Source organism: Streptomyces fradiae ATCC 10745 = DSM 40063 (assembly GCF_008704425.1).
GTDB lineage: Bacteria > Actinomycetota > Actinomycetes > Streptomycetales > Streptomycetaceae > Streptomyces > Streptomyces fradiae.
Map to the genome: position 1 here is coordinate 4,469,182 of NZ_CP023696.1, position 24,341 is coordinate 4,493,522.

17 protein-coding genes are annotated in these 24,341 nt (G+C 72.2%); 14 read left to right on the forward strand and 3 right to left on the reverse strand.

Annotation, left to right across the window (positions count from 1 at the left end):
- Nucleotides 1-127: 127 nt before the first annotated feature.
- The 3 genes from CP974_RS20125 to CP974_RS20135 form a co-directional block, all read right to left on the reverse strand.
- The gene (locus tag CP974_RS20125; RefSeq protein ID WP_143660437.1) at nucleotides 128-1,024 is read right to left on the reverse strand and encodes a helix-turn-helix domain-containing protein; all 897 of its coding nucleotides are present in this window, start codon (nucleotides 1,022-1,024) and stop codon (nucleotides 128-130) included.
- Nucleotides 1,025-1,190: 166 nt separating this feature from the next.
- On the reverse strand, nucleotides 1,191-1,442 hold the full coding sequence (locus CP974_RS20130) for a DUF397 domain-containing protein (RefSeq protein WP_031128870.1): 252 nt from the start codon (nucleotides 1,440-1,442) through the stop codon (nucleotides 1,191-1,193).
- 368 nt (nucleotides 1,443-1,810) lie between these two features.
- Nucleotides 1,811-2,908 (reverse strand): threonine synthase, encoded by a 1,098-nt coding sequence (locus tag CP974_RS20135; protein WP_224354480.1) that lies wholly within the window; start codon nucleotides 2,906-2,908, stop codon nucleotides 1,811-1,813.
- A gap of 219 nt (nucleotides 2,909-3,127) precedes the next feature.
- Between CP974_RS20135 and CP974_RS20140 the strand changes: the two genes are divergently transcribed.
- The 14 genes from CP974_RS20140 (at nucleotide 3,128) to CP974_RS20205 (ending at nucleotide 24,294) form a co-directional block, all read left to right on the forward strand.
- Nucleotides 3,128-4,702 carry a S8 family peptidase gene (locus tag CP974_RS20140; RefSeq protein ID WP_031128867.1) on the forward strand — a complete coding sequence of 525 codons (1,575 nt, stop codon included), beginning with the start codon at nucleotides 3,128-3,130 and terminating at the stop codon, nucleotides 4,700-4,702.
- A 211-nt stretch (nucleotides 4,703-4,913) separates the two neighbouring features.
- Nucleotides 4,914-6,014 (forward strand): DUF4190 domain-containing protein, encoded by a 1,101-nt coding sequence (locus tag CP974_RS20145; RefSeq protein WP_031128865.1) that lies wholly within the window; start codon nucleotides 4,914-4,916, stop codon nucleotides 6,012-6,014.
- Between the two features lie 161 nt (nucleotides 6,015-6,175).
- Complete coding sequence (locus tag CP974_RS20150; RefSeq protein ID WP_031128863.1) at nucleotides 6,176-6,931, forward strand: GntR family transcriptional regulator; 756 nt, start codon at nucleotides 6,176-6,178, stop codon at nucleotides 6,929-6,931.
- Between the two features lie 256 nt (nucleotides 6,932-7,187).
- Nucleotides 7,188-7,367 (forward strand): SPOR domain-containing protein, encoded by a 180-nt coding sequence (locus tag CP974_RS20155; protein WP_031128861.1) that lies wholly within the window; start codon nucleotides 7,188-7,190, stop codon nucleotides 7,365-7,367.
- A 254-nt stretch (nucleotides 7,368-7,621) separates the two neighbouring features.
- Complete coding sequence (locus CP974_RS20160; protein ID WP_031128860.1) at nucleotides 7,622-8,023, forward strand: NUDIX hydrolase; 402 nt, start codon at nucleotides 7,622-7,624, stop codon at nucleotides 8,021-8,023.
- A gap of 467 nt (nucleotides 8,024-8,490) precedes the next feature.
- Nucleotides 8,491-8,919: an ATP-binding protein gene (locus CP974_RS20165; RefSeq protein ID WP_031128858.1), complete on the forward strand. Its 429-nt coding sequence runs from the start codon at nucleotides 8,491-8,493 to the stop codon at nucleotides 8,917-8,919.
- Between the two features lie 147 nt (nucleotides 8,920-9,066).
- Nucleotides 9,067-11,610 (forward strand): SpoIIE family protein phosphatase, encoded by a 2,544-nt coding sequence (locus CP974_RS20170; RefSeq protein WP_031128857.1) that lies wholly within the window; start codon nucleotides 9,067-9,069, stop codon nucleotides 11,608-11,610.
- 692 nt (nucleotides 11,611-12,302) lie between these two features.
- A complete protein-coding gene (locus tag CP974_RS20175) occupies nucleotides 12,303-14,885 on the forward strand; it encodes an ABC transporter substrate-binding protein (protein WP_031131272.1) in 2,583 nt (860 codons plus the stop codon).
- Nucleotides 14,886-15,079: 194 nt separating this feature from the next.
- On the forward strand, nucleotides 15,080-16,987 hold the full coding sequence (typA, locus tag CP974_RS20180) for a translational GTPase TypA (RefSeq protein WP_031131271.1): 1,908 nt from the start codon (nucleotides 15,080-15,082) through the stop codon (nucleotides 16,985-16,987).
- Between the two features lie 1,089 nt (nucleotides 16,988-18,076).
- Complete coding sequence (locus tag CP974_RS20185; RefSeq protein WP_031131269.1) at nucleotides 18,077-19,123, forward strand: ABC transporter permease; 1,047 nt, start codon at nucleotides 18,077-18,079, stop codon at nucleotides 19,121-19,123.
- Between the two features lie 97 nt (nucleotides 19,124-19,220).
- Complete coding sequence (locus CP974_RS20190; RefSeq protein ID WP_031131267.1) at nucleotides 19,221-21,023, forward strand: ABC transporter substrate-binding protein; 1,803 nt, start codon at nucleotides 19,221-19,223, stop codon at nucleotides 21,021-21,023.
- Between the two features lie 104 nt (nucleotides 21,024-21,127).
- Nucleotides 21,128-22,105 (forward strand): ABC transporter permease, encoded by a 978-nt coding sequence (locus CP974_RS20195; RefSeq protein WP_031131266.1) that lies wholly within the window; start codon nucleotides 21,128-21,130, stop codon nucleotides 22,103-22,105.
- Between the two features lie 10 nt (nucleotides 22,106-22,115).
- On the forward strand, nucleotides 22,116-23,177 hold the full coding sequence (locus tag CP974_RS20200) for an ABC transporter ATP-binding protein (RefSeq protein WP_085921226.1): 1,062 nt from the start codon (nucleotides 22,116-22,118) through the stop codon (nucleotides 23,175-23,177).
- Nucleotides 23,178-23,190: 13 nt separating this feature from the next.
- Nucleotides 23,191-24,294 carry an ABC transporter ATP-binding protein gene (locus tag CP974_RS20205; protein WP_031131263.1) on the forward strand — a complete coding sequence of 368 codons (1,104 nt, stop codon included), beginning with the start codon at nucleotides 23,191-23,193 and terminating at the stop codon, nucleotides 24,292-24,294.
- Nucleotides 24,295-24,341: the final 47 nt, after the last annotated feature.

Sequence of the window (24,341 nt, forward strand, 5' to 3'; positions counted from 1 at the left end):
GAGGCCGGCCTGGCGCCGGAAGCGCTGGCGCCCGACGCGGGGAGCCTGGCGCCCCGCGCGGGGGAGCCGTGGCGGCCGGTCCGGCGCCGGGAGCCGTGGGGCCGGGGCCGGGGCCAGGCCGGAGCCGCTACGCGTAGCGCCGGACGGCGTCGTCCAGCATGAGCCGGCTCTTGGCCGGGGACGCGCACGCCTCGCCCTGGAGCCGCAGGAGCAGCTGCAGGTGCCGCTCGAACTCGTTCTCCTTGACCGGCCACGGCCGCGCCCGCTCCTCCGCGCTCCGGGTGGGCTTGCTGTGGTAGTCGGCCTTCTCGTACCCCTCGACGTACACCAGGTCGGGCAGGCTGCCGCGGCCGAAGACGAGGTGGGTCATCGACCCGGCCATCGTGCCGGCGTTGCCCGCGATCATGCGGTCGAGCAGCACGAACCGGACGGTGATGTGCGGGCGGGCGGCGAGCTCCCGCAGGTGCTCCATCTGCTCGCGCATCACCTCGTCGGCGCCCACCCGCCGGTACAGGACGGACTCGTCCATCAGGAAGACGCACCGGGGCGGGTCGTCCTGTCCGAGGACGCGGGCCTGGCGCTCCCTGCGCTGGGCGAGCCGCGACTCCACCTCGGGGGAGTCCCACTCGCGCAGGTGGAGGCCGGTCAGGACGACGCAGCGGGTGTAGCCGGGTGACTGCAGCAGGCCGGGGACCAGCCGCGCCTCGTACGTGGTGAGGCTGATCGCCATCGACTCCAGGCCGAGCAGCCGGCGCAGGTGGTCGGGGGTGCAGTCGCTGTAGCGGTGCTGGTACCACTCGGGCTCCAGGGCCCTGGACAGCAGCGACAGCATCTCGGCCCGCTTCTCGGGGCTCGCACGCAGGTGGGCCAGCACCGCTTCGACCGTGCGCCGCTCCGGAGGGTTCTCGGCCCTCGCCGCCTCCAGGCGGCAGATGGTCGAGTTGGACACGTGTATGGCCTTCGCCAGGGCGGTCTGGGTGAGGCCCGCGCGCTCCCGCAGCTCCTTGGCCGCGAGGCCCAGCATGATCAAGGCCGCCGTACTGGATCCGCCGGACCCGGCAACGCGCCGGGGCCGGCGGATGATGGGGATCGGCTCCGAGGACACCGGCGTCTCCTTCACGGGCTTGTCATATGCCTCATGATGGCACGCGTGTGCGCGGGGCGTCCCTCGAAGCGGCTTGCGTGGCGCGCTAGTTCGCCGCGGACGGGGCCGCCGTGAAGAAGTCGAACTCGCCGTTCTTCGCCCCGTCGAGGAAGGCGGCCAGCTCGGCGGCGGTGAAGAGGAGCGCGGGCCCCTCGGGGTCCGTGGAGTTCCGTACCGCGATGTAGCCCTCGCGGGGGCGCGTCAGCTCGACGCACTGGCCGTTGGCCTCGCTGAGGCGGCTCTTCACCCACGGAGTGGTGATGAGGCCGGCCGGCATGCCGTTCGTGAAGTCCTGCATGGTGGACCCACCCTCCCTGTCTGACGGTGCTCTTGGTCGGCTCTTGGTCGGTACCTCCGGGCGGGACGGCGCTCAAGCCGTGGCGGGAGCCGCGGGGGACCCCGTCATGCAATTGCATGGCCCGCTCGCAAGCGATGCTAGTGATCGCGAATGGCCTGCGCTTTCACTCGAAAGAGTGGGTGTGAAGTGCGTGTTGGTGGTTGCGGGGCCAGGACCGGCGGCGGGGCGCCGTCGGCGGGTGGTGCGTCGAGCCTGAGGTTCACCCGTATGGGTGGTGCACTGCGGAATGGGTTGCCCGAGGGTGATGGGAGGAGTAGAGGCATGCAGGTCGCGGCCCGCCTGCGGGGAGAGCGGCCGGGGGGGCCGGCTCAGGGGGCCAGGCCCGTCTTCGCGCCCGCGCCGCAGAGCGGGAGCACCGTCTCGCCGGGCGGCGGGCTCGCCGTCACCGCCGCCCAGCAGGCCGCCGCCGTCGGCTCCACGAACAGGCCGCGCCGCGCCAGGTCGCGCTGGGCGGCGCGCAGCCGCGCGTCGGTGACCGTGCGGAACGCGCCGCCCGACTCCCGTACCGCCCGCAGGATCTGGCGGGCACGCGGCGGGGCCGGGATGGCGATGCCCTCCGCGAGGGTCGGCGCGGCCGGTACGGGCTCCGCGTCCGCCGCGCCCGCCGCGAAGGCCCGCGCCAGGGGCGCCACCGGCTCCGCCTGCACCGCCACCAGCGCGGGGCGCCGCTCCACCAGGCCCGCCGCCCGGAGCTCCGCCACCGCCAGGGCGGCGCCCAGCAGGAGCGTGCCGTTGCCGACCGGCAGGACGAGCGTGTCCGGCAGCCGGCCCCCGAGGTCCTCCCACAGCTCGTACACGTACGTCTTGGTGCCGTGCAGGAAGTACGGGTTGAACACGTGCGACGCGTAGAAGACGCCCGGCTCGTCCGCCGCGGAGCGCGCCGCGCGCGCCGCCGCCACCCGGCCGCCCGGCACGACCTCGGGCCGCGCCCCGTACGCCCGGATCTGCTCCAGCTTCTTCGGCGCCGTGCCCTCCGGCACGTACACCGCGCACGGCAGGCCCGCCCGCGCGCAGTACGCGGCGAACGCCGTGCCCGCGTTGCCGCTGCTGTCCGCGACCACCCGCTCCGGGCCCAGGCGCCGCGCCAGCTCGACGAGGACCGCGGCGCCCCGGTCCTTGAACGACAGCGTCGGCATCAGGTAGTCCAGCTTCGCCGAGACCCCGTCCGCCAGCCGCACCAGCGGGGTGCGCCCCTCGCCGAGCGAGACGCGCGGCTGCGAGAGGGGCAGCGCCTCCGCGTAGCGCCACAGCGAGTCCACCCGTCCGGCCAGCGTGTCCAGCGCGGTGGGCGCGGCGGTGAAGTCCAGGTCCCACGGGCCGCGGCAGCGCGGGCAGCACCAGGTCAGCGAGGAAGTGGAAGATCGGGCTTCGCACACGGGGCAGACGTAGGAGGTGGCTTCAGGCATGCGGGACAGCATTTCAGTTGTGTGGCACACCTGTTAACGACTGTTCAGCACCCTTGTGGGATTCCTATGGATCGGCCAACCTTTCGCTGGCAGGCCAAGCGGTCGGCGCCGCGCCACCCGCGCGGTGCGCTCCGCCGTGCGTGCATGCATCAGGGGTTGTCATGCACCTGCCTAAACATCCCTCACATCAGCGCACCACCTATGAGGAGGACCCCTCACATGTCAGTGATGCGTACCTCGCGCCGCAGAGCCGTGGCCGCCAGCGCCATAGCCGTCGCCGCGCTCACCCTCGGCACCCTCTCCGTCCACCCGGCCGCCGCAGCCGGGCCGGCGGCCGAGGGCGTCATCCAGTACGCGGGCGCCCCCAACGCCGTCCAGGGCAGCTACATCGTGACCCTCGACGAGTCCGCCGCCGACTCGGACGCCTCGTCCGGCAAGGCGGTGGCCGCCAAGTACGGTGCGAAGATCAAGAAGACGTACACCGCCGCGCTCAACGGCTACGCCGTCTCCCTCTCCGAGGCGCAGGCGAAGAAGCTGGCCGCCGACCCGGCCGTCGAGTCCGTGGTCCAGGACCGCGTCTTCACCATCCAGGGCACCCAGCCGAACCCGACCTGGGGCCTCGACCGGATCGACCAGCGGAGCCTGCCGCTCGACCGGAGCTACACGTACCCCGACCCGGGCGGCGAGGGCGTCACCGCGTATGTGATCGACACCGGCGTACGCATCACCCACAGCGACTTCGGCGGCCGGGCCTCCTACGGCTACGACGCCGTCGACAACGACAACACCGCCCAGGACGGCCACGGCCACGGCACCCACGTCGCCGGCACCGTCGCGGGCGGCGCCTACGGCGTCGCCAAGAAGGCCAAGATCGTCGCCGTCCGCGTCCTCGACAACAACGGCTCCGGCACCACCGCCGGCGTCGTCGCGGGCATCGACTGGGTCACCCGCAACGCCGTCAAGCCGGCCGTCGCCAACATGAGCCTGGGCGGAGGCGCGGACAGCACGCTCGACGCCGCCGTCCGCAACTCCATCGCGTCCGGCGTCACCTACGCCGTCGCGGCCGGCAACGAGAACACCAACGCCTCGACCAAGTCGCCGGCCCGGGTCACCGAGGCCATCACGGTCGGCTCCACCACCAACACCGACGCCCGCTCCAGCTTCTCCAACTACGGCAGCGTCGTCGACATCTTCGCGCCGGGCTCCTCCATCACGTCGGCGTGGAACAACAGCGACACCGCCACCAGCACGATCTCCGGTACCTCGATGGCCTCCCCGCACGTGGCGGGCGCGGCGGCGCTGTACCTGGCCAACAACCCCAGCGCCACCCCGGACCAGGTCGCCACGGCGCTGACCTCCTCCGCCACCACCGGCGTCGTCACCAACCCGGGCACCGGCTCCCCGAACCGCCTGCTGTACGTCGGGGACGGCGGCACCACGCCCCCGCCGGGCGACCGGTTCGAGAACACCGCCGACTTCCCGATCAACGACCTCGCCACCGTCGAGTCCCCGGTCACCGTCACCGGCGTCTCCGGCAACGCCCCGAGCGCCCTCAAGGTCGAGGTGAACATCCTCCACACCTACATCGGCGACCTGCGCGTCCAGCTCGTCGCCCCCGACGGCACGGCCTACCTGCTGAAGGACTACGGCACGGGCGGCAGCGCCGACAACATCAACACCACGTACACCGTGGACGCCTCCTCCGAGGCCGCCAACGGCACCTGGAAGCTGCGCGTCACCGACAACTACCGCTACGACACGGGCCGGATCGACGCGTGGGCGCTGCAGTTCTGACGCGTCCGCGGATCTGATCCGACAGGGGCTCCACCGGCAGGTTGCGCGGAGGAACCCACAGGGGCGGTCGCCGGTCTCCGGCGACCGCCCCGCGCGCGTGTGAGGGGCCGTCCCCCCGCCGCCGGGGGCCGCGTCGAGCCGGGCCGCCCGCACCGCGTACGATGCGCGCCTCTCATACGTTTGTTCGTCCTCCGACAGGAGTAGCGCCCCCGTGTCATCGTCCCCGCAGGGCTGGCCCGCGCCGCAGCCGCCGCAGCCCCATCCGCCGGTGCCCCCGGCCTACGGGGCGCCGCAGCCCCCGGCCACCACCAACGGACTCGCCGTCGCGTCCCTCGTCACCGGCATCGTCTGCCTCGTGCCGCCGCTCGGGCTCGTCCTCGGCGCGCTCGCACTGCCGGCCATCAGGCGCAAGGGCCAGCGCGGCAAGGGCCTGGCCGTCGCGGGCATGGCCCTGTCGCTGGTCAGCACCCTGCTGGTCGCCGCCGGCTTCGCCACGGGCGCCTTCTCGGAACTGGCGGACGGCGCGCGCAAGGTGAAGGACGAGGTGGCCAGCACCGACTCCGCCTTCAGCCTGCGCACCGGCGACTGCTTCGACCAGCCGGGCGGCGCCACGGCCGAGACGGAGGTCATGACGGTCAAGGACGTCGACTGCGCGAAGCCGCACGACGCCGAGGTGACCGGCGCCTTCCAGCTCACCGGCGACGCCTACCCCGGCGTCCCGGCCATCGAGAAGCAGGCCGAGGAGCGCTGCCTCACGATCGGCGAGCGGTACTCCCTCGACCACTGGGCCGTCCCGGAGAACGCGGTCACGTTCTACTACCACCCCACCGAGGACAGCTGGAAGCTGCAGAAGGACCGCACGGTGACGTGCGCGTACGCCGCCGAGAAGGGCAAACTGACCGGCTCGCTGCGCGCCGACGCCACCACGCTCGACGCCCACCAGCTCGCCTACCTGACGGCGGTGAACGCGGTGGAGGCCGTGCTCCTGAAGGAGCCCGAGGCGGACCCGGACGCCGACTTCGACGCCAACACCGCCTGGGCCGGCTCGGTGGCGAAGGCCCTCGACGGCGCCGCCGGCCGGCTCAAGGGCCACACCTTCCCCGGCGCCTCCGCCGCGCCCGTCGCGGACGTCGTCACGTCGCTGGAGAAGGCCCGCGGCCACTGGCGGAAGGCCGCCGACGCCGTCGACGCCGACGCCTTCTGGACGCACTACGAGCCCGGGTACGACGCCCTGCCGCTCGACCTCGGCAAGGACGCGCGCGCCGCGCTGAAGCTGTCCACCAAGGCCCCGGAACCCGAGCCGGCCGGCTGAGGACGCCGGCCCGTCCGTCGGCGGCCTCACCCGACGGTACCCGCGGTAAGGCCCGAGCAGACCAGCGTTCATCACTACGAGTGAACTTCTGGCCCGCGCTTGCGGGGGGGAACTCCGGGTTGCCACGCTGTCGCTGTCCGTCAACCTGATGGGAGTGGCCCGTGGCATTCGGTGAGCAGCCCGCCTATCTGCGTGTGGCGAGCGATCTCCGCAAGAAGATCGTCAACGGCTCGCTGCCGCCGCACACCCGGCTCCCCTCCCAGGCCCGCATCCGGGAGGAGTACGGCGTCTCGGACACCGTGGCCCTGGAGGCCCGGAAGGTCCTGATGGCCGAGGGGCTGGTCGAGGGCCGCTCGGGCTCCGGCACGTATGTGCGGGAGCGCCCCCGGCCGCGCCGGATCGCCCGCTCCGGGTACCGGCCGGCGCACGGGCCGGTGACGCCGTTCCGGCAGGAGCAGGCCGACGGGGACGCGCGCGGCACCTGGGAGTCGGGCAGCGAGCGTGAGCGGGCGCCCGCCCCGGTCGCCGCGCGCCTGGGCATCGCCGCGGGCGACCCCGTGATGCGCACCCGGTACGTCTTCCGGGAGGGCGGCGAGCCGGTGATGCTCTCCACCTCCTGGGAGCCGCTCGCCCTCACGGGCCGCACGCCCGTCATGCTGCCCGAGGAGGGTCCCCTCGGGGGCTGCGGGGTGGTGGAGCGCATGGCCGCCATCGACGTCGTCGTGGACAACGTGGTGGAGGAGGTCGGGGCCCGGCCCGGCCTCGCGGAGGAGCTGCTGGCGCTCGGCGGGGTGCCGGGCCATGTGGTGATGGTCGTGGAGCGTACGTTCTTCGCGTCGGGCCGGGCGGTGGAGACCGCCGACGTGGTGGTCCCCGCCGACCGCTTCCGGGTCGCCTACCACCTGCCCGTCCGCTGAGCCGCTGCTCCGTGAAGCCGCGGGGCCGCAGGGCCGCTGAGCCGCGGGGTGCCGGGCGGGCCCGGCGCGACGGCGCCCACGGGGGGCGCACTCGAAGGAGTGCGCCCCTGTTTCTTCGCGGTTCCTGGCCGGATCCGTATCTCCTTGTGCAAACGCGTATCCGGTCCGTAAAGGTCAGGCGTAAGCTCAGGCATATGCGGATTGGGGTTTCGACGGAATCCTTGGACACAGGCGACCGGGCGGGGGGAACTGCGTGATGCCCGACAGCGGTACGACACTTCTCTGGCAGGTCATCCGGCAGGACGACAACGGCAACCACTACCGGGTCGGCCGGTACGCGACGCGCGACGAGGCGCAGAAGGTCGCGGACAGCCTCGACGCCCACGGGCAGCGGCAGCTCTACTGGGTGGAGCGCATCGGAGAGCCCGCGCGCTGACCCGGCGCCACGGCTTCGGACACGGCTCCGCCGTACCGGCGCCGCGAGGCGCGCACCGGCGCACGGCCGGTCATGGCGCACGGACGCACGGCCGGTCGCGGCGCACAGCCGGGCAGCGACCGCGGGAGCGGTGCGCGGGCCGCGTGGCCGGGTGCCGCCGTAGGGGGCGGCGTCCGCCGCGGCGTAGGGTCCTCCTCGGCCGGTTCCCCAGCGGGGGAGCCGGGTGACGCCGAGTGACGCGAGAGAAGAGGACGCTGCCCGTGCTGATCGACACGGTGGCCTGGGTGCGGATCGAGCACGGCCGCATCCTGTGCGCGCGACCGCGCGGGAAGGACGTGTTCTACATCCCCGGCGGCAAGCGCGAGGCCGGCGAGAGCGACCTCCAGACGCTCGTACGGGAGATCGAGGAGGAGTTGGGCGTGCTCCTCGACCCCGCGACCGCCGAGCACGTGGGCACCTACGAGGCGGCCGTGCCCGGCTCGGCGCCCGGCACGGTCGTACGGATGGCCTGCTACACCGCCGCGTACCGGGGCGAGCCCGCGCCGAGCGGCGAGATCGAGGAGACGGCCTGGTTCTCCTACGCCCACCGCGACCTCGTGCCGCCCGTCGACCAACTCCTCTTCGACGACCTGAGGGCCGAGGGCGCCCTCGCCTGACAAGGCGGGCCGGGGCGGTCGGGCGGGGCGGGACGGTCGGGCGTGCCGGTCGAGCCGGATGGGGCGGTCGCGCCGGATGGGGCGGTCGCGCCGGGTGGCGCGGAAGGGGGCGGGGGCCAAAGGGACTGCGCCGGACGCCACTTGACCGCCGGTGTGCCGGGCCCGCCGCCGGGTGGCGCCCCGCCGCGCCGCCCGCCCGGGCGGATCGCCGCACCCGTGGAGGCCCGGCGGATGCCCCGCGAGGCCGTCGAGAGGCCGCAGAGCGATCCGGCTCCGGTCGGTTCCGGTCGGCTGCGGCTCGGTTCCGGTACGGCTTCGGCAGGGGGCGAGGGGCGGGGGTGCGGCGGGATGCGCGGGCGGATCCGGCGGAGTCCGGGTGCGCCGCCGACGGTACAAGGACCCTCATATCGGGTAGGTGCTGATTAACCCCCTCAATCCAGACGGGGGTCCGGCGGTGGACCGGGGAAGTGGTCGGCGTGGGCGACATCGACGGTGCGAGCGTCGAGTGGACCCTCCCCGGACGGCCCGCCTCCGTGCGCGCGGCCCGCGCCGCCGTACGCGACACGCTCCGCGCCTGGCGGCTCGACCCCGCGCTCGGCGACCTCGCCGTCCTCCTCGTCAGCGAACTGGTGACCAATTCCGTGCGGTACGCCGACGGTCCCGTCGGTCTCCGCCTCACCCGTCTCCCCGCGTCGCAGGACGCGCTCCCGTACCGTCCCGCACTCCTCGTGGAGGTCTCCGACCCCGTCCCGGACCCGCCGCGCGCCCGTCCCGCCGGCCCCGACGACGAGGGCGGACGCGGCCTCCAACTGGTCGCGTGCTCAGCCCGCCGATGGGGTACCAGGAGGGGGCGGGCGGGCAAGACCGTGTGGTTCGAGCTGCCCCTGCCGGGTTAGAAGACCTACGTGACGACGATCACCACAGGCTCGGCGCAAAACGAACGAGACCACCCTGTGATCGTGAACGGCGTGCCGACGGGGGCCGTAGTGCTGAATACTGCGGGAATGGCCGGTCCGGTGCGGTGAGCTGGAGGGGACGGTCGCGTGAGCGAGATACCTGGAACGGCGGACGGCGTCGTGTGGCAGAGCAACCCGCCTGGCTCGATCTACGACTACATCAGAGTCGCGTCGTTCTCCATCGGCCCCGACGGGCTGGTCGACCAGTGGAGCCTGCGGGCCGCCGAGTTGTTCGGCGTCTCCGCTCGGGAGATCCGCGGTACGGACCCCGTCGAGGCGTTCATCCCCGCCGAGCTGCGGCCGCGCGGCCACCGCAAGGTCGCCGAGATCCTCGACGGCAAGGAATGGACGGGCCTCGTCCCCTTCCGCGTCCCCGGCGAACGGCACGCCCGCGGCCTCGCCGAGGTGTACGTGATGCCCAGTGAGACCGAGCACGGCGAACGCGGTGCCGTCTGTATCGCCGTCGACGTACGAGCCCTACGCCAGATCGAGACGGACCTCGCCTCCTCGCAGGCGATTTTCGGCCAATCGCCCTTCGGATTTCTGCTCTTCGGCACGGACCTGACGGTCAAGCGGGCCAACCAGCGCTTCGCCACCGTCTTCGGCGGCACCGCCGAGGAGCACCGCGGCCGCACCGTGCACGACTACCTCTCCCCCGCCGAGGCGGACCGCTTGACCGCCGCGCTCCGCCGCGTCCTGGAGACCGGCGAGGCCGTCACCGACCTGGAGATCACCGGCACCGCCCCCGGCACCACCGAGCGCCGCCACTGGTCCGTCAACCTCTACCGGGTCCACAGCGGTTCGGGCCGCCCCATCGGGGTCGCCGGCCTCAGCACCGACGTGACCCGCCGTCACAACGCGGCCCGCGAGGCCGCCAGCGCCCGCCGCAACCTCGCCCTCCTCAACGAGGCCACCGCCCGCATCGGCACCTCCCTCGACCTGGAGACCACCGCGCGCGAGCTCCTCGACGTCGCCGTGCCCGGCTTCTGCGACCTCGCCGCCGTCGACCTCTACCAGGGACTCCTCACCGGCGACGAGGCCCCGCCGGGCCGGGCCGGGAGCCCCACCGCCCAGCTCCGCCGGGTCGCCTCCGCCAGCGCCGTCTCCGACGCCCCGGCCCTCGTCGGCCCCTCCGCCGCGGCTCCCGAGTGCTGCACGGCGGGCCCCGCACGCGTCGGGGCGGTGCACCGCTACCCGTTCCACTCCGCCTGCGCCAAGGCGCTGCGCACCGGCCGCCCCGTCCTCGTCCCCGCCGACGACGGCGGCCTCGTCCACTCCACCCTCGCCGTGCCGATGGTCGCCCACGACACGGTCGTCGGGCTCGTCCAGTTCTCCCGCGCGAAGGGCAGCGAGCCGTTCGGCGAGCGAGACCGGGCCCTCGCCGTCGAACTGGCCGCCCGGGCCGCCGTCTGCATCGACAACGCCCGCCTCTACCGCCGCGAGCACGAGCGGGCCCTGATCCTCCAGCGCAGCCTCCTGCCGCCCGGCGACCCGGAGGCCGCCGGCCTCGACATCGCCTGCCGCTACCTCCCCGGCAACGCCGCCACCGAGGTCGGCGGCGACTGGTTCGACGTCATCGAGCTGCCCGGCCACCGCACCGCCCTCGTCGTCGGCGACGTCATGGGCCGCGGCCTGCGCGCCGCCGTCGCCATGGGCGAACTGCGCACCGCCGTGCGCACCCTGGCCCAGCTCGACCTCGAACCGGCCGAGGTCCTCTCCCACCTGGACGAGATCGCCCGTGGTCTCGGCGCGCCCATCGGCGCCCAGACCTCCCGCACCGCCCACAAGCAGCGCGGCCCCGAACTGTCCGAGGTGTACCTCGCGACCTGCGTGTACGCCGTGTACGACGCCGTCACCCGGCGCTGCACCTTCGCCAACGCCGGCCACCTCCCGCCCGTGCTGGTCGCGCCGGGCGAGGAGGCGCGGCTCCTCGACGTACCGCCGGGGATGCCGCTGGGCGTGGGCGGGGAGCCGTTCGAGGAGGTGGAGGTCGAGCTGCCCGAGGGGGCGCTGCTCTCCCTCTACACGGACGGGCTCGTCGAGTCCCGCGACCACGGCCTGGACGAGGGCCTGCAGGAGCTGCGGCGCGTCCTGACCGGGCCGGAGATGGCCCTGGAGGACGCCTGCGACCACGTCCTCAACACGCTGGACACCCGGCACGGCCAGGACGACATCGCCCTGCTCATGGCCCGCGTGCGGGGGCTGCCCGCCGAGGCGGTAGGCGACTGGCGGCTGCCGCGTGAGCCCCGGTCCGTGGGACGCGCCCGCGAACTGGCCCGTGCCCAGCTCACCGCCTGGGAGCTGGAGCCGCTGATCGACACGGTGGAGCTGCTCGTCAGCGAACTCGTCACCAACGCCCTGCGCTACGGCGAGGGGGAGATCCGGCTGCGGCTGCTGCGCGACCGGACCCTCGTCTGCGAGGTCTGGGACGCCGGGCTGGTGCAGCCCAGGCGCCGGCGCGCCCGCGACACCGACGAGGGCGGGCGCGGGCTCCAGCTCGTCGGACTGCTCAGCGCCTGCTGGGGCTCGCGGCGGACGCCGCGCGGCAAGACGGTCTGGTTCGAGCTGGCCCTCCCCGACGGGGAGGGAGCGGCGGAGCCGTCGGTGGACCAGCTGCTGAGCATGTTCTGACACGCGGCGCCCCCACGAGCGGCCACGCGGGGCGGCTTGGCGGGAGCCCGGCGGGTCCGGTCCTGCGCGGAGCGGCCGGAGAGGTCCCGGAGCCGGTGCCCGCCGCGCCGCCGAATCCAGCGCGGACCAGCCCGGCGCCCGTGTGTCCGGCGCCCTCGGGGCGCCGGACCCCCCGAGGGTGCCCACCCGGTCGGTGACCTGGCCCCGCCGGTGCGGCGGAACCGGCTCCTCCGCCCGGCCGGCCGGGCGGGGAGGGCCGCGGGGCCCCGGCGGCGTCACACGAGCGAGGCCGGGTGGGGCCCCGCACCTCCGCGGCCGGACGGAGGTCCCGCTCCCGGCACCGTCCTGCCCGCGCCCCGCCCCGCGCCCCCGCCCCGCGCCCCCGCCGCCCGGCGCCGCCGTGCCGCGCCGCTGTGCCCGCCCCGCCCCGCCGCGCCGGGGTCCGGCCGGTACGCCCCGGCGCCCCGTACCCGCCCCGTACCCGCCCCGCACCGCGACCGCCGCCCGCGTACCGCCGCCCCCGTACCGCCCGCCCCCCGGACCGCACCAGGGCCCCGTTGGGCCGCACGGGTGGGGTTCGGGGGGCGGGCCGCCGTGTCGCCGTGACCCGGGCATTCCGGTCCCTTTCAGTGGACGGGCCATAGGTGTGATCATCGCGAAATTCCAGGAACCCGGACGAAGAGGTACAAGCCATGTCCCAGGTCGGCGTCCGCGCACTTCGGTCCGCCGCGCTCCTCACCAGCGGGGCGCTCGCCGTATCCGTACTCGCCGGCTGCAGCTCCGGGGACGAGGGCGGCCGCGCCCGGGCCGTCCCCGCGGACATCGCCGCCGCGGCACGCGCCGACGTCGCGGACGGCGGCACCCTGCGCTGGGCGGTCGACGCGCTGCCCGCCACCCTCAACGCCTTCCAGGCCGACGCCGACGCCGCCACCGCCCGCGTCGCGGGAGCCGTGCTGCCCGCCCTGTTCACGCTCGACGAGCGCGGCCGGCCCCAGCCCAATCCGAACTACCTGGAGTCCGCCGAGATCATCGAGCGCGAACCCCGGCAGGTCGTCCGGTACCGGCTGAACCAGCAGGCCGTGTGGAGCGACGGCCGCGAGATCGGCGCCGCCGACTTCGTCGCCCAGTGGCAGGCCCTGCGCGGCCGCGACAGCGCCTACTGGACGGCGCGCAACGCCGGGTACGAGCGCATCGAGAAGATCGAGCGGGGCGCCGACGACCTGGAGGTCCGGGTCACCTTCGCCAAGCGGTACGCCGACTGGAAGTCGCTGTTCACACCGCTGTACCCGAAGGAGGTCACCGGCTCGCCGACCGCCTTCAACGACGGCGCCCGCACCCGGCTGCCCAAGAGCGCGGGACCGTTCCGGATGAAGGCGGTCGACGCGAAGGCCGGCACCCTCACCCTCGTCCGCGACCCGCGCTGGTGGGGCGAGCCCGCGAAGCTCGAACGCCTCGTGCTGCGCGCCGTCCCGCGCGCCGGCCGCGCCAAGGCGCTCACCACGAAGGCCGTGGACGTCGCCGACGTCGACGCGTCCCTCGCGGCCCGCGTCGACCGGGCCGTACGCGAGGGCAAGGCGGGCGCGCCCGGCAGCCCCGCGCCCGGCAGCGCGGCCCCCGGCGGCGCCGCGCCCTCCGGCGCCGCGCCGGACGGGCCCGCGCCGGCCCCCGCGCCCGACGCCAAGGCGCCCTCCGACGCCCTGAAGTCCTGGGCCACCGCGCACGGCTCCGACGAGGCGAAGGCTGCCGCCGCGCGCGCCGCCCGGCTGCGGGACCGGCAGGCCGCCGCCGCGTACGAGGCCGAGCAGCAGGCCCTGCGCGGGTACGTGGTCCGCAGGACGCTGGAGCCCGCCTTCACCCAGCTCGCCCTGAACGGCGAGTCCGGGCCGCTCGCCGACGAGCGGGTGCGCCGCGCCGTGGCCCGCGCCCTGGACCGCCGGGAACTGGCCCGCACGGTCCTGGCCCCGGTCGGGCTCCCGGCCGAGCCGCTCGGCTCGCACCTGGCGCTGGCCGGGCAGGACGCGTACGCCGACAGCAGCGGCGCCCTGGGCGACCAGGACACCGAGGAGGCCCTCTCCCTGCTCGCCGACGCGGGCTTCACGCCGGAGGGCGCCCGCGCGAGCGCCGCGCCGAAGGAGGGCACGAAGGCGGGGGCGGAGGGGTCCGGCGCCCCGTCGAAGGCCCCGTCCGGGACGCCGTCCGGGTCCGCGGCCGGGACCCCCGCAGGGGCCGCCTCGCCCGCCGCCGCACCCGCCGCGTCGCCGCGGGCCGGTGCGGGGGCCGGTGCGACGGCGGTGGACGTGCCGTCCGACGAGGGCCTGTACATCGTCGGCGACCCGCAGCCCGCCGACGACCCGTGGACCGGTACGTACGTCCTCGCACCCGCGCCCGCCGCGGCGGTGCACAGCAGGCTGGTCCTCGGCCAGGCCCGCGCCGTCACGTCCGCCCTGACCGCCCCGGACACCGCGGCCGCCCCGGACACCGCGGCCGGCCGGAGCGCCGCCCCCGCCGGGAGCGCCGGGCCCGCCCAGCCCGCCGACGACCCCAAGCCCCCCCGGGCGGTCGGAGCCGCGGGGGACACCGAGCCGGACACCGGCACCGCGGCCGGGGACACCCCCGCCCCGCAGCAGCCCAAGGCGCAGGGCGGCGCCCCCGGCGCGTACGCGCCCGCCGGCACCGCCGCCCCGTCCGGGGGCAAGGCGCCCAGCCCCGCGGCCGGCGCGCCCGTGGGGCCGCTCGGCAAGGACGGGCAGCCGCTGACCCTCCGCTTCGTCCTGCCCTCGGGCCCCGGCTCCGAGTCGCTGCGCGCGGTCGGCGAGAAGATCGTCGCCATGCTGGACCGCGTCGGTGTGCGCACCGAGATCAGCAAGGTCCCGGACGCGAGCTTCTTCAAGGACCACATCGCCTCCGGCGACTACGACCTCGCCCTCTACTCCTGGCCCGGCACCGCCTTCCCCGCCACCGACGGCCGGCCCATCTACGCCAAGCCGGAGCCGGCCACCGACGGCTCGCTGCTGGTGGAGCAGAACTACACGCGGGTCGGCACCGACCACATCGACCAGCTCTTCGAGCGGGCCGCCGCCGAGCTGGACGAGAAGGCCGCCCGCGACCTGGTGCGCCAGGCCGACGCCCGCATCTGGGCCGCGGCCGGGTCCATCCCGCTGTTCCAGCGGCCCGAGCTGGTCGCCGTGAAGAAGAACGTGGTCAACGCGGGAGCCTTCGGCTTCGCGACACCGCGGTACGAGAACATCGGGTTCGCGGCGCCGAAGAAGAAGTGAAACCGGGGCGAACAAGCCTCAGAAAGTGCTCAGATCCGTTGCCCGCCGGGCCTCCCGGCGGGCACGATCATGCCCGGGAGGCCGCGTGTGCGTCGGCCCCGTACCATGGACAGAGCCGTGGCGCGTCCGCCCGGCGGGCGTACTGAGGAAGACGAGACGCCGCACCCACGATCCGAGAGAAGCGCCAGCCACCCATGCCCACGCGCCACGACATCCGTAACGTAGCCATCGTCGCCCACGTCGACCACGGCAAGACGACCATCGTCGACGCCATGCTCAAGCAGGCCGGTGCCTTCGCGGCCCACCAGCTCGACTCCGTCGACGACCGCATGATGGACTCGAACGACCTGGAGCGTGAGAAGGGCATCACGATCCTCGCCAAGAACACGGCGGTGAAGTACCACCCCAAGGACGGCGGGGCCCCGATCACCATCAACATCATCGACACCCCCGGCCACGCCGACTTCGGCGGCGAGGTCGAGCGCGGCCTGTCGATGGTCGACGGCGTCGTGCTCCTGGTGGACGCGTCCGAGGGTCCGCTGCCGCAGACCCGCTTCGTGCTCCGCAAGGCCCTGCAGAAGCGGATGCCCGTCATCCTCTGCATCAACAAGACGGACCGCCCCGACTCCCGGATCGACGAGGTCGTCAACGAGACGTACGACCTGTTCCTGGACCTGGACGCGGACGAGGACCAGATCGAGTTCCCGATCGTCTACGCCTGCGGCCGGGACGGCGTCGCCTCGCTGACCAAGCCGGAGGACGGCACGGTCCCCGCCGACTCCACCAGCCTGGAGCCGTTCTTCTCCACGATCCTGGAGCACATCCCCGCCCCCGTCTACGACGAGGACGCCCCCCTCCAGGCCCACGTCACCAACCTCGACGCGGACAACTTCCTCGGCCGTATCGCGCTGCTGCGCGTCCAGCAGGGCGAGCTGAAGAAGGGCCAGACCGTCGCCTGGATGAAGCGCGACGGCTCCGTGCAGAACGTCCGCATCTCCGAGCTGATGATGACCGAGGCGCTGACCCGCAAGCCCGCCGAGAAGGCGGGCCCGGGCGACATCTGCGCCGTCGCCGGCATCCCCGAGATCATGATCGGTGAGACGCTGGCCGACCCGGAGAACCCGATCGCGCTGCCGCTGATCACGGTGGACGAGCCGGCCATCTCCATGACCATCGGCACCAACACCTCGCCGCTGGTCGGCCGGGGCGGCACGGGCAAGGGGGCCGACGCCAAGTCCGCCGTCAAGGACCGCAAGGTCACCGCCCGCCAGGTCAAGGACCGCCTCGACCGCGAGCTGATCGGCAACGTGTCGCTGCGCGTCCTGGACACCGACCGCCCCGACGCGTGGGAGGTGCAGGGCCGCGGCGAGCTGGCGCTGGCCATCCTCGTCGAGACGATGCGCCGGGAGGGCTTCGAGCTGACCATCGGCAAGCCCCAGGTCGTCACCAAGGAGATCGACGGCAAGGTCCACGAGCCGGTCGAGCGCATGACGATCGACGTGCCCGAGGAGCACATGGGCGCCGTCACGCAGCTCATGGGCGTCCGCAAGGGCCGCATGGACAACATGTCGAACCACGGCTCGGGCTGGGTCCGCATGGAGTTCGTCGTCCCGTCCCGCGGCCTCATCGGCTTCCGTACGGAGTTCCTGACGCAGACGCGCGGCACGGGCATCGCCCACTCGATCCACGAGGGCCACGAGCCCTGGTTCGGCACGCTGACGACCCGTAACAACGGTTCGCTGGTCGCCGACCGGTCCGGCGCGGTCACCGCCTTCGCGATGACCAACCTCCAGGAGCGCGGCGTCCTCTTCGTGGAGCCGGGCACGGAGGTGTACGAGGGCATGATCGTCGGTGAGAACTCCCGCTCCGACGACATGGACGTCAACATCACCAAGGAGAAGAAGCTCACCAACATGCGCTCCTCCACGGCCGACGTCTCCGAGTCGATCGTCCCGCCGCGGAAGCTGTCGCTGGAGCAGTCCCTGGAGTTCTGCCGCGACGACGAGTGCGTCGAGGTGACTCCGGAGGCGGTCCGCATCCGCAAGGTCAACCTGGACGCGCGCGAGCGCGCCCGCGCGGCCTCCCGCGCCAAGCACGGCTGACGCCGACGCGCGTCCGGGCGCCGCGCGCGCCCGCCCACGCCCCCACCGACGGCCGCCGGGTACCCACCCGGCGGCCGTCGGCCGTTCCCGGGCGCGCCCCGGTACCGCGTTCCGGGCGCCGGCCGGGCCCGGAGCCGTACCGGGGTCCGGAACCGGGGTCCGGAGCCGGGGTTCGGAACCGGGGCCCGTGCCCGGGGTTCGCGCCGACCTGGCACCGCGCCGAGGGACCGCGCCCGCACGCGCTCAGGACACCGCGCTCAGAACACCGCGCCCAGGACCGTGCCGTGTCCGCCCGGTTGTGACAGATTTCTCAACCGGTGCCTTAACGGACACTCCTCCGCTCCCGCCGGCGTGACGCGCTCCGGACACTTATGACGCGTCTACGTCAACATGTTTTCACCTGCGAAGCGTCCGGTTATCGATCGTTGCTCTCCGGAACTTGTGTTAACAGTCCGTTTCGCGGGTGTCTGTCTGTGCTCACTTTGTCTGGATTTCGGTCAGTGACACTTGGGCGATGTTGTCAAAACGAGACCCTTTAAGTGTGGTTTACAGCCCGGTCGTACTTAATAGTTGGCTCCACTGAGCTCGGGTCGATGGGTCACGCGCTGTGGGGAGCGCCGACTCGCGAGCACACGTGGTACAGCACTTCGCCGTCAGGGGTGTCGGCGGAGTGCCCCGTACCCAACCATGCAGTGAATACGTGGACTCATGAGGAGGAACCCATGCGCGGTGCCACGAGCGCCAGTGGGGTCGGGTCGTCGCAGCTGGCTCCAACGGCCGGTTACCCGTGTACGTCAACCGGTCGGGCCGCCTGCAGCGGTCGGCGATTCTAAGACCCGGTCAACCGCTCGGCTCGCGCTCCTCGGGGGGTAATCCACCCCTGCTGACCATCCTTCCGGCCCACGCCCGCGGGGCAGCTCCCGCCCGGTGTGCGGTGTCGCCGTCGTACCCGGCCACGGGTGCCCGGTGTGCCCGGAAGCTCCGGAAGGACGTCAGGCAGCGGCCGTGAGCGACCGGGTGCACCACCGCCCGGCCGTCGCCGCACGCGCAGGACCGCGGGTCATCCGACACCCGTGAAATGGACACACCATGACCAGTCCAACCGAGATCGAGGGCTCCGCAACCTCCGTCACCTTGGACAAAGACACCACGGCCGAGACCGAGGCCGCGGAGGAGAAGACCGAGAAGGGCCACCAGGGCCGTTCGCCGAGTCAGCTGATGTGGATGCGCTTCAAGCGCGACCGCGTCGGCGTGGTCTCCGCCTTCGTGGTCATCTTCTTCTTCCTCATCGGCGCGCTGGCGCCCGTGATCTCCTCGCTCTACGGCAAGGACCCGTTCACGCTGTACCCGTCCGTGTCGGGCTATGAGGACATCCTCGACGACTTCGGCATGCCGTACGGCACCTTCGGCGGCGTCTCCGGAGAGTTCTGGTTCGGCATCGAGCCCAACCTGGGCCGCGACGTGTTCACGATGCTGCTCTACGGCATCCGCACCTCGCTGTACCTGGCCGTGGTCGTGACGGTGCTCTCCGTGGCCACCGGTGTCCTCATCGGCATGGTCGGCGGGTTCTTCGGCGGCAAGGTGGACTACTGGCTCGGCCGGATCACCGACTTCTTCCTCGCCTTCCCGAGCCAGCTCTTCTTCATCGCCTTCATGCCCGTCGTGACCGCGCTCTTCGTGGACCCGCGGGAGGAGACGCCCACCTACCTCCGGGCGGTCGCGATCGTCCTGGTGATGTGGTTCCTGGGCTGGATGGGCATGGCGCGTCTGGTGCGCAGCTCCGTACTGACCATCCGTGAGCGGGAGTTCGTCGAGGCCGCGCTGGTCTCCGGTGCTTCCCGGTGGCGGATCGTCCGCAAGGAGATCCTGCCGAACATCGTGACCCCGATCCTGGTACAGGGCACCTACATGCTGCCCAGCGCCATCCTCTCGATCGCGTTCCTCTCCTACGTCGGCGTCGGCTTCACCGAGGAGACCCCGGACTGGGGCCGCATGTTCGCCATCGGCGCGGACATCTACGAGCAGAACCCCGCGTTCATGTTCTTCCCCGGTATCGCGATGGTGCTCTTCATCCTCGCCTTCAACCTGCTGGGCGACTCGGTCCGCGACGCGTTCGACCCCAAGACCGGACGGTGACGTCCATGTGCGGGGGAGCTGCCGCCCCCGCACCGGGCAACCGGACGGCAGGCAGCACTTTTCTGGACAACAACTCACAGGTAGGTGCATAGAGCACATGAAGTCCATCCGATCGCGCTCCGCGCGAGCCATAGTCGTCGCCCTCGCGGCCGGCTCCCTCGTGCTCACCGGCTGCAGCAGCAACGACAAGGGCAAGGGCGACACCGGCAAGGCCGCCCCCGGCGCCAGCGACGCGGCCGAGCAGTCGAAGCCCGTCGTCTACGGTGACGCCGCTGCCTCCACCGGTCCGGCCAAGGAAGTGGCGGGTGCCAAGTCCGGTGGCTTCATCGAGGTGTACCAGCAGTCCGACCTCAGCCACATGGACCCGGGCCAGATCTACGTCTCCGACGCGGGTCAGTTCGCCAACCTGGTCCACCGCAAGCTGACGAACTACCAGGAGGACGCCAAGGGCAACCTGACCGTCGTCGGTGACATCGCCACCGACTCCGGCCAGACCACCGACGGCGGAAAGACCTGGAAGTTCACGCTGAAGGACGGCATCAAGGACGAGGACGGCAACGTCATCACGTCCGCCGACGTCCGCCACTCCGTCGAGCGCCTCTACTCGAAGGTCATCTTCGACGGCCCGACGTTCCTGCAGACCTGGCTGTCCGGCACGGACTACCGCAAGGCGCTGCCGGAGGGCCCGTACACCGGCAAGCACCTGCCGGACACCGTCCTGGAGACCCCGGACGCGAAGACGGTCATCTTCAAGTTCGACCAGCCGCGCCCCGACCTGCCGCAGGCGCTCGCCATGGCCGGCTACGGCATCGTGCCCGCGAAGCAGGACACGAAGGAGAAGTACGACAAGGCGCCCAAGGCCCTCGGTCCGTACAAGATCGCCGAGTACAAGGCCGGCAAGTCCCTCAAGCTGGTCCGCAACACCAACTGGGACCCGAAGACCGACGCGGTCCGCCACCAGTACGTGGACGGCTACAACTTCACCAACACCATCGACGCGGCCAGCCAGACCAAGCGTCTGATCGCCGACCAGGGTGAGGCGAAGAACGCCATCCAGTTCACCGACTCCGTCGAGACCACGCTGGTCCGCGACGTCGTCACCAAGCCCGAGGTCAACAAGCGCACGATCAAGGGCTACCAGCCCTACGTGTGGCAGCTCACCTTCAACATGGACCGTGTCAAGGACAAGAAGATCCGCGACGCGATCACCTACGCCATCCCGAACGAGCGGATGATCCAGGCCGACGGCGGCAAGTACGGCGGCGAGATCGCCGGCGGTCTGTTCGCCCCGACCCTGCCGGGCCACGACCCGAACTACGACCCCTTCGGCAAGAAGAAGAAGCCGAACGGCGACGTGGAGAAGGCCAAGCAGCTGCTGAAGGAGGCGGGCTTCAAGGAGGGCACCAAGCTGACCTACGCCTACTCCAACACCCCGCGTGGCCAGAAGCAGTCCGTCATCATCAAGGACGCGCTCAAGGCGATCGGCATCGACCTCCAGCTGAAGGAAGTCGAGCGCGCCAGCTACTACGAGCAGATCGGCAAGCTCAAGAACCCGTTCGACCTGTACATGACCGGCTGGGGCCAGGACTGGTCCTCCCCGTCCACGGTCGTCACCCCGGTCTACGACGGCAAGCTGATCGCTGACGGTGCCTCGAACTACTCGCACATCAACGACCCCAAGGTCAACGAGCTCATCCAGGAGGCCCTGAAGCTCCAGCCGGAGCAGGCCGCCAAGAAGTGGGAAGAGGCGCACAAGCGCATCGTCGAGGAGGTCAACCCGGCCGCCCCGGTCTACTACTCGAAGCAGATGCAGCTCTTCGGCTCGAACATCGGCGGTGCCCGGTACAGCACCAACTCGAGCTACATCAACATCAACGACCTGTACCTGAAGCAGCCGTAACACCGAACATCGGCTGACCCGCGGGGGTGCGCGCCAGGCGGAGCGCGCCCCCGCGGGCCCCACCCCTCACCGCCCGCCGCTTCCGAAGAGAGCAGCTGCCCGCCATGCTTCAGTTCCTCATCCGCAGGTTGACCGGCGCCGTCGTGATCATGTTCCTGATCGGCGCCTTCACGTTCTTCCTGTTCTACACAATCCCCCAGGACTTCGCCGCCCTCTCCTGTGGCAAGAACTGCTCGCCGGAGAACCTGGCCGTCATCCGGGAGAACCTCGGTCTCGACAAGCCGATCACCACGCAGTTCTGGACCTTCATGCTGGGCATCGTGGCCGGCCGTGACTTCGCGCAAGGGCACTGCGCGGCGCCCTGCCTGGGCTTGTCCTTCGACTCGGGCGACTTCGTGTGGGACTCCATCGTGGACCGCTTCCCGCTGACGCTGTCGCTCACCGTCGGTGGCCTGGTCATCTTCCTGGTACTCGGCCTCGGCTCCGGCATGCTCGCCGCCTGGAAGCGCGGCACCAAGGTCGACAAGTTCGTCAGCGGCGCCTCGATGGTGCTCAGCTCCTTCCAGATCTACTTCCTCGGCGCCATCGTGCTCGGCATCATGGTCTACTCCACCGGCTGGATGGAGAACCCGAGCTACACGCCGTTCAGCGAGGACCCGCTCGCCTGGGCCACCGGCCTGCTGATCCCCTGGGCCGTGATGGCCACCATCTTCACCGCCCAGTACACGCGTATGGCGCGCTCGACCATGATCGAGCAGCTCCAGGAGGAGCACGTCCGCACGGCACGCGCCAAGGGCATGCCGCAGAAGTACGTGTTCTTCCGGTACGCCTGGCGCGGTTCGCTGACGCCGATCGTGACGATCATCGGCATGGACCTGAGCGCGCTGCTCGCCGGCGCCGTGGTCACCGAGCAGACCTTCGACCTGGCCGGCATCGGCCGCCTCGCGGTCGACGCCTCGGTGAGCAAGGACCTGCCGCTGACGATGGGCGTGATGCTGTTCGGTGCGTTCTTCATCCTCATCCTGAACGTCATCGTGGACCTCGCCTACGCCTACATCGACCCGCGCGTGCGCCTCGCCTAGGAGAACGACCGTGACCACACTGACCAAGACCGAAGACAAGCCGGCCCCGACCGGGCCGGAGGCCTTCCTCTCGGTCCGCGACCTGCGCGTGGCCTTCTCCACCGAGGACGGCGTCGTCAGGGCCGTCGACGGGCTGTCGTTCGACATCGAGCGCGGCAAGACGCTGGGCATCGTCGGCGAGTCGGGCTCCGGCAAGTCCGTCACCAACCTGACGGTCCTCGGCCTGCACAACCGCAAGTCGACCGACATCCAGGGCGAGATCGTCCTGGACGGCCAGGAGCTGACCACCGCCTCCGAGAAGGAGATGGAGAAGCTCCGCGGCAACAAGGTCGCCATGATCTTCCAGGACCCGCTGACCGCGCTCTCCCCGTACTACACGGTGGGCCGCCAGCTGTCCGAGCCGTTCATCAAGCACCGCGGCGCCTCCAAGAAGGAGGCGAAGGACCGCGCGATCGAGATGCTGACCAAGGTCGGCATCCCGCAGCCGAAGACCCGGTTCGACGACTACCCGCACCAGTTCTCCGGCGGCATGCGCCAGCGCGCCATGATCGCCATGGCGCTGATGTGCGACCCCGAGCTGCTCATCGCCGACGAGCCGACCACCGCCCTCGACGTGACCGTGCAGGCCCAGATCCTGGACCTGCTGCGCGACCTCCAGCAGGAGTTCGGCTCCGCGATCATCTTCATCACCCACGACCTCGGCGTCATCGCCAACATGGCGGACGACCTGCTGGTGATGTACGCGGGCCGGGCCGTGGAGCGGGGTTCCGTCCGCGAGGTGCTGAGCGAGCCGAAGCACCCCTACACCTGGGGCCTGCTCAGCTCGATGCCGCGCCTCGGCGGCGACACCAGCGAGGCGCTCGTCCCGATCCCGGGCACCCCGCCCAGCCTGCTGAACCCGCCCACCGGCTGCCGCTTCCACCCGCGGTGCCGCTTCGTCGACGAGGTCCCCGGCGGCCTCTGCTCGACCGAGCGCCCGCCGCTGGCGGCCGGCCGCGCCGCGGCCTGCCACCTCACGGCGGAGCAGAAGCAGACCATCTTCATCGACCAGATCAAGCCCCGGCTGGGCTAGGAGACGCAGAGACATGAGCGAGAACGTCACTCTGCCGCAGCAGCAGGGAGCGAAGCAGCAGCAGGGAGAACCGCTGCTGAAGGTGGAAGGGCTCCAGAAGCACTTCCCCATCTACGGCGGCTTCCCCTTCAAGCGCCAGGTCGGTGCCGTCAAGGCGGTCGACGGCGTGGACCTCACGATGTACCCCGGCGAGTCGCTGGGCCTGGTCGGTGAGTCGGGCTGCGGCAAGTCGACCACCGGCCGGCTGATCACCCGCCTCCTGGAGCCCACCGGCGGCACGATCGAGTACGCGGGCCAGGACATCACCCACGCCAAGCGCAAGCAGCTCGCGCCGATCCGGTCCGAGATCCAGATGATCTTCCAGGACCCGTACTCGTCGCTGAACCCGCGCCAGACCGTCGGCACGATCATCAAGAGCCCGATGGAGGTCAACGGGATCAACCCGCCCGGCGGCCGCGAGAACCGCGTGCGCGAGCTCCTGGAGACCGTGGGCCTCAACCCGGAGCACTACAACCGCTTCCCGCACGAGTTCTCCGGCGGCCAGCGCCAGCGCATCGGTGTCGCCCGCGCCCTGGCGCTCCAGCCGAAGCTGATCGTCGCGGACGAGCCCGTGTCGGCGCTCGACGTGTCGATCCAGGCGCAGGTGGTCAACCTGCTGCAGAAGGTCCAGGAAGAGATGGGCATCGCCTTCCTCTTCATCGCCCACGACCTGGCGGTCGTCCGGCACTTCTCGCAGCGCGTCGCGGTGATGTACCTCGGCAAGGTCATGGAGGTCGCCGACCGCGACTCCCTGTACAACCGGCCGCGCCACCCGTACACCCACGCCCTGCTCTCCGCGGTGCCCGAGGCCACGGTCGACGGCTCGCAGCGCGAGCGCATCCGCCTCGCCGGCGACGTGCCGTCGCCGATCAACCCGCCGACCGGCTGCCGCTTCCGCACCCGCTGCTGGAAGGCGCAGGAGAAGTGCGCGACGGACGAGCCGCCGCTGGTGCAGCTCTCCGGCAGCACCGAGGGCCACCTCACCGCCTGCCACTTCCCGGAGGAGCCCACCATCAAGGGCGGCAAGGAGGTCGTCCTCGACCCCGCCCTGGCGTCCCTGGAGTCCGACTCCAAGTGACCCGCGCTCCGAAGGCCCCCCGCGGCGGCGGGGGGCCTTCGGGCGTT

What these genes read in the sequence shown, in the direction of transcription:
- CP974_RS20140 (WP_031128867.1), top strand. Translation starts at nt 3,128, where the DNA reads ATGTCAGTGATGCGTACCTCGCGCCGCAGAGCCGTGGCCGCCAGCGCC.
- CP974_RS20130 (WP_031128870.1), bottom strand. Translation starts at nt 1,442, where the DNA reads ATGCAGGACTTCACGAACGGCATGCCGGCCGGCCTCATCACCACTCCG.
- CP974_RS20205 (WP_031131263.1), top strand. Translation starts at nt 23,191, where the DNA reads ATGAGCGAGAACGTCACTCTGCCGCAGCAGCAGGGAGCGAAGCAGCAG.
- CP974_RS20135 (WP_224354480.1), bottom strand. Translation starts at nt 2,908, where the DNA reads ATGCCTGAAGCCACCTCCTACGTCTGCCCCGTGTGCGAAGCCCGATCT.
- typA (WP_031131271.1), top strand. Translation starts at nt 15,080, where the DNA reads ATGCCCACGCGCCACGACATCCGTAACGTAGCCATCGTCGCCCACGTC.
- CP974_RS20125 (WP_143660437.1), bottom strand. Translation starts at nt 1,024, where the DNA reads ATGCTGGGCCTCGCGGCCAAGGAGCTGCGGGAGCGCGCGGGCCTCACC.
- CP974_RS20175 (WP_031131272.1), top strand. Translation starts at nt 12,303, where the DNA reads ATGTCCCAGGTCGGCGTCCGCGCACTTCGGTCCGCCGCGCTCCTCACC.
- CP974_RS20155 (WP_031128861.1), top strand. Translation starts at nt 7,188, where the DNA reads ATGCCCGACAGCGGTACGACACTTCTCTGGCAGGTCATCCGGCAGGAC.
- CP974_RS20185 (WP_031131269.1), top strand. Translation starts at nt 18,077, where the DNA reads ATGACCAGTCCAACCGAGATCGAGGGCTCCGCAACCTCCGTCACCTTG.
- CP974_RS20190 (WP_031131267.1), top strand. Translation starts at nt 19,221, where the DNA reads ATGAAGTCCATCCGATCGCGCTCCGCGCGAGCCATAGTCGTCGCCCTC.
- CP974_RS20195 (WP_031131266.1), top strand. Translation starts at nt 21,128, where the DNA reads ATGCTTCAGTTCCTCATCCGCAGGTTGACCGGCGCCGTCGTGATCATG.